The 15166-nt window shown below is 33.1% G+C and carries 17 protein-coding genes; 9 read left to right on the top strand and 8 right to left on the bottom strand.

Annotated features, from left to right (window positions below; translation table 11 throughout):
• From QZ357_RS09810 to groL, 3 genes are all read left to right on the top strand, one after another.
• Nucleotides 1-147: alanine racemase C-terminal domain-containing protein (locus tag QZ357_RS09810; RefSeq protein WP_366934112.1), on the top strand; the 147-nt coding region annotated here is incomplete at its 5' end.
• A 252-nt stretch (nucleotides 148-399) separates the two neighbouring features.
• A complete protein-coding gene (gene groES / locus QZ357_RS02100) occupies nucleotides 400-684 on the top strand; it encodes a co-chaperone GroES (RefSeq protein ID WP_290771268.1) in 285 nt (94 codons plus the stop codon).
• Nucleotides 685-713: 29 nt separating this feature from the next.
• Complete coding sequence (groL, locus tag QZ357_RS02095) at nucleotides 714-2327, top strand: chaperonin GroEL (protein WP_290771266.1); 1614 nt, start codon at nucleotides 714-716, stop codon at nucleotides 2325-2327.
• Between the two features lie 103 nt (nucleotides 2328-2430).
• On the opposite strand, the gene QZ357_RS02090 is transcribed toward groL, so the two are convergent.
• Nucleotides 2431-3294: a putative manganese transporter gene (locus QZ357_RS02090; RefSeq protein ID WP_290771264.1), complete on the bottom strand. Its 864-nt coding sequence runs from the start codon at nucleotides 3292-3294 to the stop codon at nucleotides 2431-2433.
• A gap of 196 nt (nucleotides 3295-3490) precedes the next feature.
• On the opposite strand from QZ357_RS02090, the gene nadA reads away from it, so the two are divergent.
• From nadA to QZ357_RS02070, 4 genes are read left to right on the top strand one after another with little or no spacing between them, the layout of a single operon-like run.
• Nucleotides 3491-4399, top strand: coding sequence for a quinolinate synthase NadA (gene nadA / locus QZ357_RS02085; protein ID WP_290771262.1), 909 nt, complete (start codon nucleotides 3491-3493; stop codon nucleotides 4397-4399).
• Nucleotides 4400-4414: 15 nt separating this feature from the next.
• Nucleotides 4415-5722 carry an L-aspartate oxidase gene (locus QZ357_RS02080; protein WP_290771260.1) on the top strand — a complete coding sequence of 436 codons (1308 nt, stop codon included), beginning with the start codon at nucleotides 4415-4417 and terminating at the stop codon, nucleotides 5720-5722.
• Nucleotides 5694-6548, top strand: a complete 855-nt coding sequence (gene nadC, locus QZ357_RS02075) for a carboxylating nicotinate-nucleotide diphosphorylase (RefSeq protein WP_290771258.1) — start codon at nucleotides 5694-5696, stop codon at nucleotides 6546-6548. Before QZ357_RS02080 ends, nadC begins: the two co-directional genes overlap by 29 nt.
• A gap of 11 nt (nucleotides 6549-6559) precedes the next feature.
• Nucleotides 6560-7066 carry a transcription repressor NadR gene (locus tag QZ357_RS02070; RefSeq protein WP_290771257.1) on the top strand — a complete coding sequence of 169 codons (507 nt, stop codon included), beginning with the start codon at nucleotides 6560-6562 and terminating at the stop codon, nucleotides 7064-7066.
• A gap of 24 nt (nucleotides 7067-7090) precedes the next feature.
• Here the strand turns inward: QZ357_RS02070 and QZ357_RS02065 are convergent, their stop codons facing one another.
• Genes QZ357_RS02065 through thiS form a run of 5 tightly spaced genes read right to left on the bottom strand, consistent with a single transcriptional unit; the run spans nucleotide 7091 to nucleotide 10459 of the window.
• Nucleotides 7091-7660, bottom strand: a complete 570-nt coding sequence (locus QZ357_RS02065; protein ID WP_290771256.1) for a thiamine phosphate synthase — start codon at nucleotides 7658-7660, stop codon at nucleotides 7091-7093.
• Nucleotides 7644-8819, bottom strand: a complete 1176-nt coding sequence (gene thiH / locus QZ357_RS02060) for a 2-iminoacetate synthase ThiH (RefSeq protein WP_290771254.1) — start codon at nucleotides 8817-8819, stop codon at nucleotides 7644-7646. The genes QZ357_RS02065 and thiH overlap by 17 nt, the downstream gene beginning before the upstream one ends.
• An 11-nt stretch (nucleotides 8820-8830) precedes the next feature.
• Nucleotides 8831-9607, bottom strand: a complete 777-nt coding sequence (locus tag QZ357_RS02055; protein WP_290771252.1) for a thiazole synthase — start codon at nucleotides 9605-9607, stop codon at nucleotides 8831-8833.
• Between the two features lie 16 nt (nucleotides 9608-9623).
• Nucleotides 9624-10259, bottom strand: coding sequence for a sulfur carrier protein ThiS adenylyltransferase ThiF (thiF, locus tag QZ357_RS02050; protein WP_290771250.1), 636 nt, complete (start codon nucleotides 10257-10259; stop codon nucleotides 9624-9626).
• A 5-nt stretch (nucleotides 10260-10264) separates the two neighbouring features.
• Nucleotides 10265-10459 carry a sulfur carrier protein ThiS gene (gene thiS, locus QZ357_RS02045; protein ID WP_290771247.1) on the bottom strand — a complete coding sequence of 65 codons (195 nt, stop codon included), beginning with the start codon at nucleotides 10457-10459 and terminating at the stop codon, nucleotides 10265-10267.
• Nucleotides 10460-10693: 234 nt separating this feature from the next.
• Here thiS and QZ357_RS02040 point away from each other — a divergent pair, with 234 nt between their 5' ends.
• Entirely contained in the window at nucleotides 10694-11119 is a 426-nt protein-coding gene (locus tag QZ357_RS02040; RefSeq protein WP_290771245.1) for a MarR family transcriptional regulator, read from the top strand.
• A 19-nt stretch (nucleotides 11120-11138) separates the two neighbouring features.
• Entirely contained in the window at nucleotides 11139-12956 is a 1818-nt protein-coding gene (gene ftsH / locus QZ357_RS02035) for an ATP-dependent zinc metalloprotease FtsH (protein ID WP_290771243.1), read from the top strand.
• Between the two features lie 42 nt (nucleotides 12957-12998).
• Here the strand turns inward: ftsH and QZ357_RS02030 are convergent, their stop codons facing one another.
• Both QZ357_RS02030 and mtaB read right to left on the bottom strand, forming a co-directional pair.
• Nucleotides 12999-13880: a PHP domain-containing protein gene (locus tag QZ357_RS02030; protein ID WP_290771241.1), complete on the bottom strand. Its 882-nt coding sequence runs from the start codon at nucleotides 13878-13880 to the stop codon at nucleotides 12999-13001.
• A complete protein-coding gene (mtaB, locus tag QZ357_RS02025) occupies nucleotides 13877-15160 on the bottom strand; it encodes a tRNA (N(6)-L-threonylcarbamoyladenosine(37)-C(2))-methylthiotransferase MtaB (RefSeq protein ID WP_290771239.1) in 1284 nt (427 codons plus the stop codon). Before mtaB ends, QZ357_RS02030 begins: the two co-directional genes overlap by 4 nt.
• Between the last annotated feature and the right edge of the window lie 6 nt (nucleotides 15161-15166).

Raw genomic sequence — 15166 nt, 5'->3', positions numbered from 1 at the left:
GGTGATGATGTTGAATTGTTTGGTGAAAATATAGATGTTTCAGACTTAGCAGATTTGTGCGGTACTATTCCATATGAACTCCTTTGTTGTATAAATAAAAGAGTAAAAAGAGAATATATATTAGACGGGAAAAAGAAAGATTTTTAATCTTTCTTTTTTTGAATGGTATTATGTTATTCTGTTTTAAGAGGTACTGTTTATTTGTATTATGATACGGATATTTATTTTTATGGTATTTTGAGCAAATTAATAATTTTTAAATATAATCAATTTTTTTATAAAATAGTATTGACAATAAATGTAAGTGTGCTAAAATACTATTAGCACTCAAGATAGTCGAGTGCTAACGAAAAATGATTGTAACTATTAAATATAATTCTTAGGAGGAGTGAGTAAGAAATGAAATTACAACCACTTGGCGACAAAGTCGTAATCAAAGTAAAAGAAGAAGAAAATAAAACAGCTACAGGTATTATTTTACCTGATACAGCAAAAGAAAAACCTGTTATGGGTGAAGTTATAGCTGTAGGATCTGGTGAAATCGTAGACGGAAAGAAAGTAGCTTTAGATGTAAAAGAAGGTGATACGGTTATTTATTCTAAATATGCCGGTTCTGAAGTTAAACTTGAAGGTGAAGAATATCTTATTATAAGACAAAGCGAAATTTTAGCTATAGTTAAATAATTGAGAGTGAAAAGGAAAGGTGATATAAAATGGCAAAAGAAATTAAACATGGTACAGAAGCAAGAGAAGGTTTAAAAGCCGGAGTTGATAAATTAGCGAATACTGTAAAAGTAACCCTTGGACCAAGAGGAAGAAACGTTGTTTTAGGTAAGAGTTTCGGTTCTCCTATTATTACCAATGACGGTGTTACGATTGCAAGAGAAATAGAACTTGAAGATCAATTTGAAAATATGGGTGCACAACTTGTAAAAGAAGTTGCGACAAATACAAACGATGCTGCCGGAGACGGTACAACAACCGCTACTATCCTTACACAGGCAATTATAAGTGAAGGACTTAAGAATGTAGCAGCAGGTGCAAATCCTATGGTACTTAAAAAAGGTATCGAAAAAGCAGTTGATAAATTTGTTGAAGAACTTAAGAAAATTTCAAAACCTGTTGAAGGTAAAAAGGCTATTGCTCAAGTTGCGGCAAACTCTTCAGCTGATGAAACCGTTGGAGAACTTATTTCAGAAGCAATGGAAAAAGTAGGTAATGACGGTGTTATTACAATCGAAGAAGGAAAGTCAATGAAAGTTGAACTTGAATTTACTGAAGGTATGCAATTTGACAGAGGTTATTTATCTGCATATATGGCTACGGATGTAGAAAAAATGGAATGTGTATATGATAAACCATATATACTATTAACTGATAAAAAAATCAGCAATATGCAAGAAATTTTACCTGTTTTAACAGAATTGCAACAAGCAGGCGGCAGCTTATTGATTATTGCAGATGATATTGAAGGAGAAGCGCTTTCAACTCTAATCGTTAATAAATTAAGAGGCGTAATTAACTGTGTTGCTGTTAAAGCTCCTGGATTTGGAGATAGAAGAAAAGCTATGCTTGATGATTTGGCTATACTTACAGGCGGTACAGTTATAAGTGAAGATCTTGGTATGGATCTTAAATCTACAACACTTGATATGCTAGGAAGAGCAAGCCAAGTAAGGGTTGACAAAGAAAATACCATTATTGTTGAAGGTCAAGGTGATGCTGATAAGATTGAAGACAGAAGAAACCAAATTAAGGCTCAAATTCCTGAAACAACTTCAGAATACGATAAAGAAAAATTACAAGAAAGACTTGCAAAACTTTCAGGTGGTGTAGCCGTAATTCAAGTAGGTGCTGCTACAGAAACAGAAATGAAAGAAAAGAAATACAGAATAGAAGACGCTTTGAATGCTACAAGAGCCGCTGTGGAAGAAGGTATCGTTCCTGGAGGCGGAAGCGCTATGATTGCTACAATTCCTGCTTTGGATGAATTGGTTGAATCTCTTGAAGGAGATGAAAAAACAGGGGCCGCCATCATAAGAAAGGCTGTAGAAACACCTTTAAGACAAATTGCTTATAATGCAGGTGTAGAAGGAAGTGTAGTTGTTGATAAATTATTAAATGAAGAAAAAGGCAAAGGTTTCGATGCTTACAACTTTGAATATAAAGATATGGTTGAAGCCGGTATTGTTGACCCAACAAAAGTTGCAAGATCTGCAATGCAAAATGCTGCAAGTGTAAGTGCTATGTTCCTTACAACAGAAGCCAGTGTTGCTGATATTAAATCTGAAGACAACGCTCCTCAAATGACACCTCCTATGATGTAGTTTTTAATAAAAAATAAAAACCTCTTTGAAAATTCAAAGAGGTTTTTTTGTTAAGAATATTTTTTATGGCATTGTTAAAGTATGTTTTTATTTTGCATTTTATTTATAATTTATACCATAAGTTAAAAAGATCGATAAATATTCCGCATAATACTCCTATTGTGTAAAGTATAAATACTATTTTGATATTTTCTTTCTTATCTTTATTTACCTTGAAAAGCACGAGAAGCCCCACTCCTGCACTTATAAGAAGTCCTGATATCATTGCACCGAAACCTATACCTCCGTTTAGATATAAATCTGTTATTATTACAGAACCCGCACAGTTTGGTATAAGCCCGACGATACCCGATAATAATGAACCGATAACGGGTTTATTTAATATGAATGTCGAAAGGCTGTCTTCTCCTATAAATTCTATAAATATATTTAATATAAATGTAAAGACAAAAATGAATATAAAAATATTTAGTGTATGTTTTGCTGCGGATATTAAAAAACTTTCTTCTTGTTTGCAATCGTCATGCATATGGTTGTCGCTGTGTCCCATATGCATGTTTTTATCTATATATGTCTTTTTGAAAAGCAAGTCTATTATAATACCAAAAAACATTCCGATTACTACTTTTATCAACAATATTTTTAGTATTAAAGATAATGGTGCGTTGTTTGCTATTAGAATCGGAAGCATTTCATCGGAAGTGGATAGGTATATTGATATCAATGTTCCAAGTGTAATAATTCTTCCTGCATAAAAATTTGAGGCTACCGTTGAAAATCCGCATTGGGGAATTACCCCTAGTATACTTCCGAAAATAGGACCGAGAAATCCTGATTTTTCTATTATATGTACAAATTTATCGCTTGTTTTATGTTCAATGAATTCCAATATAATGTACGTTAAAAGTAAGAATGGAAATATCTTTATGCTATCTATAAAGGCATGTTCCAAAGAATGAATGAGCATGTTTTCCTCCTTATATCATATTAAGTTAGGTTACAGTAACTAACTGATATTAATACATTTTATCATAATTGTGTGAAATAAAAGTAAAAATATTTGAATTTAATAAATATTTTCATTTACAATATTTTTGACAACTGTCTTGTCATATGTCAAGTTTAGTGATATAATTATTTTCAAATTCTTTAAGGAGAAAAATATGAACGATATTGTAAAAAGAATAAATGAGTTGAAAAAAGAGAAGAATGCCGTAATTCTCGCTCATTATTATGTAGAAGACGAGATTCAGGAAATAGCGGATTATGTCGGAGATTCTTTTTATCTTGCTAAGATAGCTACTACTGTAAAAGAAGATACGATTGTATTTTGTGGAGTTTCTTTTATGGGAGAAAGCGCGAAGATATTAAATCCAAAGAAGAAAGTTTTAATGCCGGATGCTTCTGCCGATTGTCCTATGGCTCATATGGCAAGTATAGAGAAAATTCAGGAAATAAAGAAGCTTTATGAGGATGTTTCTGTTGTTTGCTATGTAAATTCCAGTGCAAAATTGAAGTCTTATTCTGATGTTTGTGTAACTTCTTCAAATGCGTTAAAGATAGTTAAAAATATTTCAAGTAAAAATATTTTCTTTATTCCCGATGAAAATTTGGGACGATATGTGGCAGGGAAATTGCCTGAAAAAAACTTTATTTTTAATGACGGATATTGCCCTATTCATAAAGATATGACAAAGAAAAATCTTCTTAGGGTAAAAGAAAAATATCCGAATGCAAAAGTAATGGTTCATCCTGAATGTACAGACGATGTTTTGAAGTTAGCAGATTATATAGGTAGTACCTCAGGAATTATAGATTATGCCACTGAAAGCGATGAAAAGGAATTTATTGTTGTAACCGAACTGGGTGTATTATATGAACTTAGATGTAAAAATCCAAATAAGAAATTTTATGATTTGGGTATCGGACAATGTTGCCCGGATATGAAAAAAATAACATTGGAAAAGGTGCTTAATTCATTGGTTAATAACGAGTCTGAAGTAATATTGGATAAAGAACTTATGAAAAAAGCATATATACCTTTAAAGAGAATGCTTGAGATGGGGAAATAATTCAGGGTTTAAAATATGAAAGTTAAGACGGATATCATAATTGTGGGAAGCGGCGCTGCAGGATTGTTTACTGCCCTCAATCTTCCCAAAGATAAAAAAGTAATTGTCATAACAAAAGATAAAGCGGAGAACAGTGATTCTTTTCTTGCACAAGGCGGTATGTGTGTATTAAAAGACGAAAAAGATTATTCAAGTTATTTTGAAGATACAATGAGAGCCGGACATTATGAAAATGATAAAAAGGCCGTAGAGATAATGATTAAATCATCTCCGGATATTTTAAATGACTTGGAAGATTTTGGTGTTATTTTTCAAAAGCAAAAGGATGGGTATGTTTATACCAAAGAGGGAGCACACTCTTCCGCAAGAATTTTGTTTCATGAGGATATAACAGGAAAAGAAATCACTTCCAAATTACTTGATGAAGCAAAAAAAAGAGATAATATCGACATTATGGAACATTTTACCATGGTGGATATTATAAAAAAAGAAAACGTGTGTTATGGCGTTGTAGCAAAGGACAAAAAAGGTGATATTATTACGTTTATTGCTGACTATACTGTTTTTGCATGCGGTGGAATAGGCGGACTTTATGATAATTCAACTAATTTTCCTCATATTACTGCAGACGCAGTGGCCATTGCGCTGAATAATAATATAAAGACAAAGAATTTGGATTATATACAAATACATCCAACCACTCTTTATTCGAAGAAAAAGGGCAGGAGATTTCTAATCTCCGAATCGGTAAGAGGTGAAGGTGCAATTCTTTTAAATAAGAATAAAGAACGTTTTGCAAATGAACTTTTGCCAAGGGATATTCTTACAAAGAAAATACTTGAGCAGATGAAGAAAGATAATACCGAGTATGTATGGTTATCTTTTGCTCCGATTGATGAAAAGGATATAAAAGCGCATTTCCCGAATATTTATAGGCATTGTCTTGAAGAAGGATTTGATGTTACTAAAGAGTGCATTCCAGTTGTTCCTTCTCAGCATTATTTTATGGGTGGTATTGAAGTTGATTATAATTCAAAAACCTCTATGGAACATTTATATGCGGTAGGGGAAACGAGCTGTAACGGTGTTCACGGAAAGAACAGGCTCGCCAGCAACTCTTTGCTCGAAAGTTTGGTATTCGCAAAGAGAGCGGCAAAAGATATAATTCTTACTTGTGAACAATTACCTAAATTAAATTTTAGTGTTAATTTGGATAAATATGAAGATTTTGCTTGTTTAAAGAATTCTTACAAGGAAATTGTTTTGGAAGAAATTGAAAGGGGTAAAAATCATTATGAACAATCAAAATACAGTAAAGCTTAATATGGATAACTTGATAATGCAGGCGCTAAGAGAAGATATAACAAGTGAAGATATTACGACAAATGCCGTTATGAGAGAATATAAAAAAGGTGAAGTAGAACTTATATGTAAGGAAGATGGTGTTATAGCTGGACTCGAGGTATTTAAAAGAACTTTTGAACTATTGGATGATAATACCGAAGTTGAATTTTATGTTAAAGACGGTGACACTGTGAAAAACAGACAGGTTATGGGTATTGTAAGAGGTGATATAAGAGTACTTCTTTCCGGGGAGAGAACTGCACTTAATTACCTTCAGAGAATGAGTGGAATAGCTACTTATACAGCTGAGGTTGTAAAGTTATTAAATGGTAGTAAAACGAAACTTCTCGATACAAGAAAAACCACTCCGAATATGAGAGTGTTTGAAAAATACGCAGTAAAAGTCGGTGGCGGATATAATCACAGATATAACTTATCCGACGGAATACTGTTAAAAGATAACCATATAGCTGCTGCGGGCGGAGTAAAAGAAGCTGTTGAAATGGCAAAAGAATATGCACCTTTCGTAAGGAAAATAGAAGTTGAAGTGGAAACGCTGGATATGTTGGAAGAAGCTTTGGAAGCCGGTGCTGATATTATTATGCTCGATAACATGTGCAAAGAAGATATGCAAAAAGCGGTAAGTATGTGTAAAGGCAGAGCTGTTACTGAGTGTTCGGGTAATGTAACAAAGGAAAATATAAAGTTATTGACGGATATAGGTGTTGATTATATTTCTAGCGGAGCTTTGACTCATTCTTCAAAAATTCTTGATATATCTATGAAAAATTTACATGCGGTGTAAGGAAGTCGAGAATGGATGCAAAGAGTAGAAGAAAAGAAATATTAAATATAATCAGATATAATATGGAACCTGTTTCCGGAAGTGCTTTGGCTGAAAAGTTGAAAGTAAGCAGACAGGTTATTGTTCAGGATATTGCACTTCTGAGAGCTGAAAATAACGATATTATTTCTACACACAGAGGTTATATTATAAACGGAAAAAAGAACTGTCAAAGAGTATTTAAAGTTTATCACAGTGATGATGAGATTATAGATGAGTTAAATACTATTGTGGATTTGGGTGCGAAAGTTGTTGATGTGTTTGTAAATCATAAAGTTTACGGCAGGCTTATGGCAAAACTTGATGTTTCTTCCAGAAGAGATGTAATGAACTTTGTCGACGGGATAAATCAGGGGAAATCAAAACCGCTTAAGAATACAACTTCAAATTATCATTATCATACCGTAGAGGCTGAAAGTGAAGATATTCTAGATTTGGTTCATAAAGCTTTAAAAGAAAATAAATATTTGGTTGAATAAAAAGGAATGCATACGCATTCCTTTTTATATATTTCCTTTCATAAATTCGGACATGATACATACTCCGTCTGCACCTGCCGATAATGTTTTTTCTATGTTGTTTTTATTTATTCCTCCAATTGCATAAACGGGTATATTTGATGTATCTTTAATATCTTTTAAAAAATCCAGGCCTCGTCCTTTAAGTCCTTTTTTGCAGTCTGTTTCGAATATATGCCCTGCGGTTATGTATGAAGCACCGAGCATCATTGCTTTTTTTGCTTCTTCTTTTGAATGTACCGATATCCCTACAGTATTAAAGTATTTTAATTGTGATTTGTTCTCTTCTGCTTTCTGTAAGGGAAGGTGTATTTTCTTTATTCCCAATTCCATTGCTGCATTTATAAAATTATGAAGTATTAATTCCGTATTGTTTTTATTGGTGATTTTGATGATATTTTCTGCCAGATGTAGATAATCTTTTTCGCTCATATCTTTTTCTCTCAATATTATGGATTTAGGATGTTTTTTGCAAATTTGATTTATCCGCTTTTCAAAATTGATGTTACAGATTTTTCTGTTTGTAATGCAAATAATATTATGATATGTATACATATTCATTCATTACGGGTTGAAGCCCTTTATCCTTTATGGAATTTATTACTTCATCAAGGCTTCTGTTGTCACAAATTTCAAATTGATCGTCACCTTTTTCTTGTACATCGTCAGTATGGCTTCCTATACCGGTACTTACCCCTGCGGATATCTTTGTTGCACACATCCCTATAACGTTATCTCTGAATCCTTTTCTTTCTCTTGTTGATATGGTAAGTCCCGCAAAAGGCATAAAAAGTCTGTATGCGCACATAACTTGCAAAAGTTGTGTTTCATGTACATCTTTAGGGTTTATTTTATCATTGTTTATTATAGGTCTGAGTCTTGGGCATGAAAAAGATATTTCTGCATGTGGGTATTTTCTTTGTAGGTAATATGCATGTAGTCCCGTTGCCAGTGCGTCTTTTCTAAAATCATCTAATCCCAGCAGTGCAGCGAATGCTACACCTCTCATTCCTCCTCTTATGGCTCTTTCCTGTGCATTAAACCTATACGGGAATATTCTTTTATGCCCCATTAGATGCAGCGTTTCATATTTGTCGGAATTATATGTTTCCTGGAATACTGTAACAAAATCAGCCCCGTGTTCATGTAGGTATCTATATTCATCGGTATTCATCGGATAAACTTCTACCCCGACGTTTTTAAAATATTTTTTTGCTATTTCACAGGATTTGGCTATGTATTTTACATCGGACATCTTTCTGCTTTCTCCGGTAAGTATCAGTATTTCTTCTATTCCTGTTTTACTTATTGCTTCCATTTCTTTTTTTATGTCTTCATAAGGAAGTTTTGCTCTTTTTATTTTGTTGTAGCAATTAAATCCGCAGTATATACAGTAGTTTTCACAGTAATTTGATATGTATATTGGTGTAAACAGGTAAACAGAGTTTCCAAAATGTTTGCTTGTTTCTCTTTTTGCTGCTTTAGCAATATCTTCAAGAAAAGGTAAGGCAGCCGGAGATAATAGTGCTTTGAAATCATCTATATCTTTTTCGTCTTTTCCAAGGGCTCTTATAACATCATCTTCGGTAAATATATCAAAGTTTGTGTTATTCATTTCTTTTATGACCTTATTCATGATGTCAGAAGGAATTTGCTCCATTCCTTCCATATATTCCATATGATTTACTTTTCGCATTTCGTTAATGTTCTTCATTTTATTGTCTCCTAGTCTCTTAAAAATCCTGTTAAAGGAGATGAAGACACTGCTCCTTCTTCTATAACTCTGCCGAGACCTGCAAGATATGCATTTCGTCCCGCATTTATTGCTTCCTTAAAAGCTCTTGCCATAAGAGGGATATTTTTTGCCGTTGCGATTGCTGTATTTACCATTACAGCATCTGCTCCCATTTCCATTACCTCACAGGCTTCACTGGGCTTTCCAAGTCCTGCGTCTACTATAATAGGGCGGTCTATTTCGTTTATTAATATGTTTATAAATGCCTTTGTTGAAAGCCCTTTATTAGAGCCTATCGGTGCAGCCAAAGGCATAATACATGAGGCTCCCGCATTAACCATATCTCTTGCTGCATTTAAATCCGGGTACATATAAGGCATTACTGTAAATCCATCTTTTGCGAGTTCTTCGGTGGCTTTAATTGTTTCGTAATTATCCGGAAGAAGATATTTGGATTCGTGTATTACTTCTACTTTTATGAAGTCTCCACAGCCTAATTCTCTCGCCAGTTTTGCAATTCGTACCGCCTCTTTTGCATTTCTTGCGCCGGAAGTGTTTGGAAGTAAAGTAATTTCTTTTGGAATAAAATCTAAAATATTTTCTCCTTTTTCTGTGTTTGCTCTTCTTAACGCCAATGTTATAATTTCGGCATCTGCATGTTTTATTGCCGCATCTATTAAATTTAAATCGTATTTGCCTGAACCCAGTATAAATCTTGAATTGAATTCTTTGTTTCCTATTTTAAGAGTGTCTTTTGTGTCTTTCATTTCTATCTCCTTTAATTTAAACTTCTTCATATCCCAAAATCAGCCGTATTACCATATTTGCTTCATGTCCTGCACATATGTTTACTCTTGGGGACATAAGTCCCATACCCTCATCAATATCACTCGTTTCATCTCCGCAGATGTATAAATTTTTCATTTTTCTTTTCGTCTGTATCAAATTGGAGCTTTTGTAGCCTGCCATTCCGTTTCCTGAAATTATTTTTTTTTCGTTATTTTGTGATAAAAACGTATTTACAAACATGGCTTTTGTTTCTGCTTTATCAAATGCTTCACAGATTATATCGTCGTCTTTGAATATTTGTGTGGCATTTTTTTCTGTTATTTTTATATTATCTGTTTTTATGTTAAGGTATGGATTTATTTCTTTTAAAATATTTTCTGTTGCAGTTGTCTTATCCATACCAAGGTGCTTTATGTAGTAGTTTTGTCTGTTTAAATTGCTTAAATCCACTTTATCAAAATCAACGATATGAATATTCCCGATCCCGCTTCTTGCAAGCATTGCAGCTATGTTTGAGCCAAGGCCTCCAAGCCCTGCTATACCTACCTTTGCATCTTTTAATTTTTGGTGAATTTCATTTGTGAATCTTAAATCCATTATTTTGTTTATATCGTTTTTTGTTGGTATCATTTTTATCAGCCGCCTCCGACAAAGTTTACTATTTCTATTTTATCGTTTTCTTTTACAATTACATTGTCAAAATCTTTTTTGCTTATTATTTCTTCATTTATTTCAACTGCAATTTTTTTTATGTCGTATTTTAGGATTGAAAGCAGTTCTTTTAAAGAAATATTTTCGAAGTTTAAGATTTCTCCGTTTACTTTTATCATATTGCCTCCTTTATTGTCGTTGGTTTTGGATTTTAATAAAAAAATACCACAAGAAAAAACTACACCCGTGGTGGTGTACCCCTTCTTGTGGTAATCACAATCTATTATAAATTATAATAATCAATGTTATTTTTGTCAATTAAAATTACATTAGAATTCTTGAAAATCATTGACTTTGAATATTGTTTTTAATAAAATTATGTAGCATATTACATAATTGAAAGGGGATATGAAATGGATAATATAGAATTTTATTTCAAACGAATAAATGACGCTATGATATCCCGCATAAACAACGAATTAAAAGAGTTGGATTTGACTTTTTCTCAAATGGAAGTACTGCAATATTTATGCGAGAGAGGGGATAAAGAGGTTTTTCAAAAAGATATAGAAAAATACCTAAATCTGACTCATCCCACGGTAATAGGTATACTTAAAAGGCTTCAATCAAAAGATCTCATAGTTATTGAGATAAGCAATAAGGATAAAAGAAAAAGAAAAATTATACCTACAGATAAAGTTATGTGTTTAAAAGAAAAAATGTATAAGAAGAAAGAGGAAACGGAAAAATATGTAAAAAGTTTTTATACGGATGAAGAAGTAAAGGAACTGGAAAGATTATTGAAAAAATTATGCGACAATATTATATGTGATACATAAAAAATTAAGGAGAATATAAATGAATAAAATGGATAAAGGCACAAAACGAACGTTTTCTGTGTATGCGATTTTACTAGTAGTAATTATAGTAATGAATACTGTAATTATTCCGATGATGAGTTCCAGAAGGGTAAAAGAAGTAGGATACAGTACTTTTATATCTATGACGGAACAGAAAAAAATAGATCAGGTGGAAATAACATCAAATAAAATACTATTTACGGATAAATCAAATCCGCAAAATGTTTATAAAACAGGAATAGTAAATGACGCGGGACTTGTAGACAGACTCCAGGCAAGCGGTGCAAAATTCGGAAGTGAAATAGTTGAAAAAAATTCTGCTTTTACAAATTTTTTGATATGGTTTATTCTTCCTATAGTGATAATGTCTGTTTTCTTTAGTTTTATAAATAAGAAAATGGCCGGAAGAATGGGCCCCGGCGGTTTGAATACCATGCAGTTTGGTAAGAGTAATGCGAAGGTATATGTTAAGTCAACGGATGGTGTAAAATTTAATGATGTCGCAGGTGAAGATGAGGCGAAAGAGGCTTTGACGGAAATAGTTGATTTCCTTCACAACCCCGGCAGATATCAGCAAATAGGAGCCAAAATACCAAAGGGAGCTTTGCTTGTAGGACCTCCCGGAACAGGTAAAACATTGCTTGCAAAGGCAGTTGCAGGAGAGGCAAATGTTCCTTTCTTTTCTATTTCTGGTTCGGATTTTGTCGAAATGTTTGTCGGTATGGGGGCTGCAAAAGTAAGAGACTTGTTTAAGCAGGCAAATGAAAAGGCTCCTTGTATTGTATTTATAGACGAAATTGATACAATAGGTAAAAAGAGAGGAAATGCGAATATAGGCGGGAATGACGAGAGAGAACAAACCCTTAATCAGTTACTTACCGAAATGGACGGTTTTGACTCGTCGAAAGGAGTAATTATTTTGGCTGCGTCAAACAGGCCGGATTCTCTTGATCCTGCATTATTAAGACCCGGAAGATTTGATAGGAGAATTCCGGTTGAGCTTCCTGATTTAAAAGGAAGAGAAGAAATATTAAAAGTCCATGCAAAAAATATAAAGCTTGCAAAGGATGTGGATTTTTCCATTATAGCCAGAACTGCGGCAGGTGCAAGCGGTGCAGAACTTGCCAATATGATAAATGAAGCTGCTCTTCATGCCGTAAGAAACGGACGTAAAGAGGTGACACAACAAGATTTGGAAGAAAGTATAGAGACGGTTATAGCCGGATACCAGAAAAAGAATAAGGTTCTTTCTGATAAAGAAAAACTCATTGTATCTTATCATGAAGTTGGGCATGCTTTGGTTGCGGCTAAACAAACAAATTCTGCTCCTGTAACAAAGATAACCATAATACCGAGAACATCGGGTGCTCTTGGGTATACTCTTCAGGTTGACGAGGGTGAACATAATTTGATGAGCAAAGAAGAAATTGAAAATAAAATTGCTACATTCACCGGAGGAAGAGTTGCAGAAGAGTTAATATTTAATTCTGTTACCACAGGTGCTTCCAACGATATTGAACAGGCAACAAAGCTTGCGAGAGCAATGATTACAAGGTTTGGTATGAGTGATGAATTCGGTATGGTTGCGTTGGAAACTGAAAGTAATGCTTATCTTGGCGGAGATACTTCGCTTATCTGTTCAAACGATACTGCAACCGTTATTGATAAGAAAGTTGTGGAGTTGGTAAATGAACAATATGCAAAAGCAAAACAAATATTAAGCGACAATATAATGAAGCTTCACGAAATTGCAAAGTTTCTTTATGATAAAGAAACCATAACAGGTGAAGAATTTATGAAAATACTGAATGAATAAATAAAGACCGTGATAAATCACGGTCTTTATTTTTAATGAGGATTAAATTTGTTGTAAATTTTTTGAGTATTTGTATATATTATTTATTGCTTGTTCATTATTGTCCGTTTGTACACAGCCCAGTTCGTTTTTAGGTTTGAAACTTCCGTGGAAATCGCTTCCGCATGTATAGAATAAATTATTTTTTATTGCATAATTTTTATATGTATCTGTCTGTTTTTTTGTGTGAGATGTATAGTAAGCTTCTATTCCTTTAATACCATACTCCTTAAGTTCATCCAAAATATGTAGGTCTTTTTTAATGTCAACTCCTGGATGTGCGATTACTGCAACTCCTCCTGCATTATTGATTATCTTTATTAAGTGCTTACTGTCAGGCATATATGTAGGTGCATATAATTCCTTTCCGACCCCAAAAGCTTCTCTGGATAAAGTTATTATGTTTTCTATGTTATTTTCGAGTCCGTGAACAAGTCTATGATTTCTGTTTTCGTCATTTATTAATATTGCATGTATATATGCTGATAAAAGAGGGATATCTCCTGTGGCATAACTAAATACATCATCTTCTTTTATTTTAAGTCCTTTGCTTCTGATTAAGTCTATTTGTTTTTTTATCCCTTCTTTTCTTCCTGTCCATATTTTTTCTATCTCTTCGTTTAATTCTTTATTGTTAATATCAATTCCGTATCCGAGCATATGAAGTAGTTTGCCTTTATGATATACGAATATTTCCGTTGCGGGTATAAATGTAATATCTTTGTTTTTTGAATAGTCCAACCCGTTTTTTACATTTGCTATGCTTTCGTGATCTGCTGCTGCAATATATTTAAGTCCTTTTGATATTGACATATCAATTATATTTTCTATACTTACTTCTCCGTCGGCGCTTGCATTTGAGTGTATGTGTAAATCTATTTTCATAATATTTCGCCTTTCAAGTGGGTATCGTTTTTACCGGTGATTTTTACCTTTACGATTTTATTGAATATATCTTTTTCACTTTCTAATTCGACATATATATAGTTTTCGCTGTAGCCTTCGTATTTTTTATTTTGCAGTTTTTTTTCTATAAGAACATATTGTGTGGTTCCTATCATTTTATCTAAAAATTCTGCTCTTTTTTTCTCCATAATTTCTTTAAGTTCTTTTGCCCTTTTGCTTTTTATGTCTTTGCTTATTTGATTTGGCATTGTACTTGCGGGGGTTCCGTGTTTTGGGGAGTAAGGGAAAATATGCACATAGGAAAAGCCGATTTCTTTTGTGAATTCTTTGGTTATATTGAAATCTTCTTCTGTTTCGCCAGGGAATCCGACTATTATGTCTGTGGTTATTCCCGGATTTTTAAAGTATTTTCTTACTCTTTTTACTATGTTTATATATTCTTGTGTGGTATATTTTCTGTTCATTTCTTTTAATGTTTTGTCGCATCCGCTTTGAAGAGAAATGTGAAAATGGGGACAGAAGGATTTAAGCTTGCTTAATCTATTTAGGAATTCTTCGCTTAATAATTTAGGTTCCAATGACCCTAGTCTTAATCTTTCGATTTTGTTTTCTTTATCGATGATTTCCATTAGATCTATTAAGTTTTCTCCAGTATCCGCTTTATATGAAGCTATGTGTATACCTGTTATTACAACTTCTTTATATCCTTTTTTACTTAGAGCGTCTATTTGTGATAATACTTTTTTGACACTTGCATTTTTTAAAATACCTCTTGCATATGGGATTATACAATAAGAGCAAAACATATTACATCCGTCCTGCACCTTTAAAAACGCTCTGGTTTTACCTTCGTAGGTTGTTATACCAACTTTATCGAATTCTTCATTGTCGTTTTCTATGTTATATATTTTATTTTTTTGTTTTATGAAGTCATTTATATAATCGATTATTTTTTCTCTATGATGTGTTCCGCATATTATGTCTGCGCTGTCAACTTTTTTTGCTTCTTCAAAGTTGCTTTGTGCAAAGCATCCTGTAAGAACAACTATTGCATCTTCATTTTGTTTTTTCAGTCTTCTTACTATTTGTTTGCTTTTTCTTTCGCTTTCATTTGTAACTGCACAGGTATTGATTACATAAACATCAGCTTTTTTATCTGCATCCGTTATTTCGTATCCGTTTTGTTTGAATAATTCCGTCATCGCCTGTGTATCATAACTGTTTACTCTACATCCCAATGTATAAAATGCTGCTTTCAAATGTAT

The organism is Anaerofustis sp., assembly GCF_019420015.1.
Taxonomy (GTDB): Bacteria; Bacillota; Clostridia; order Eubacteriales; family Anaerofustaceae; genus Anaerofustis.
The sequence above is the reverse complement of the archived record's forward strand: the minus strand, read 5'-3'. Positions and strand labels throughout refer to the sequence as shown.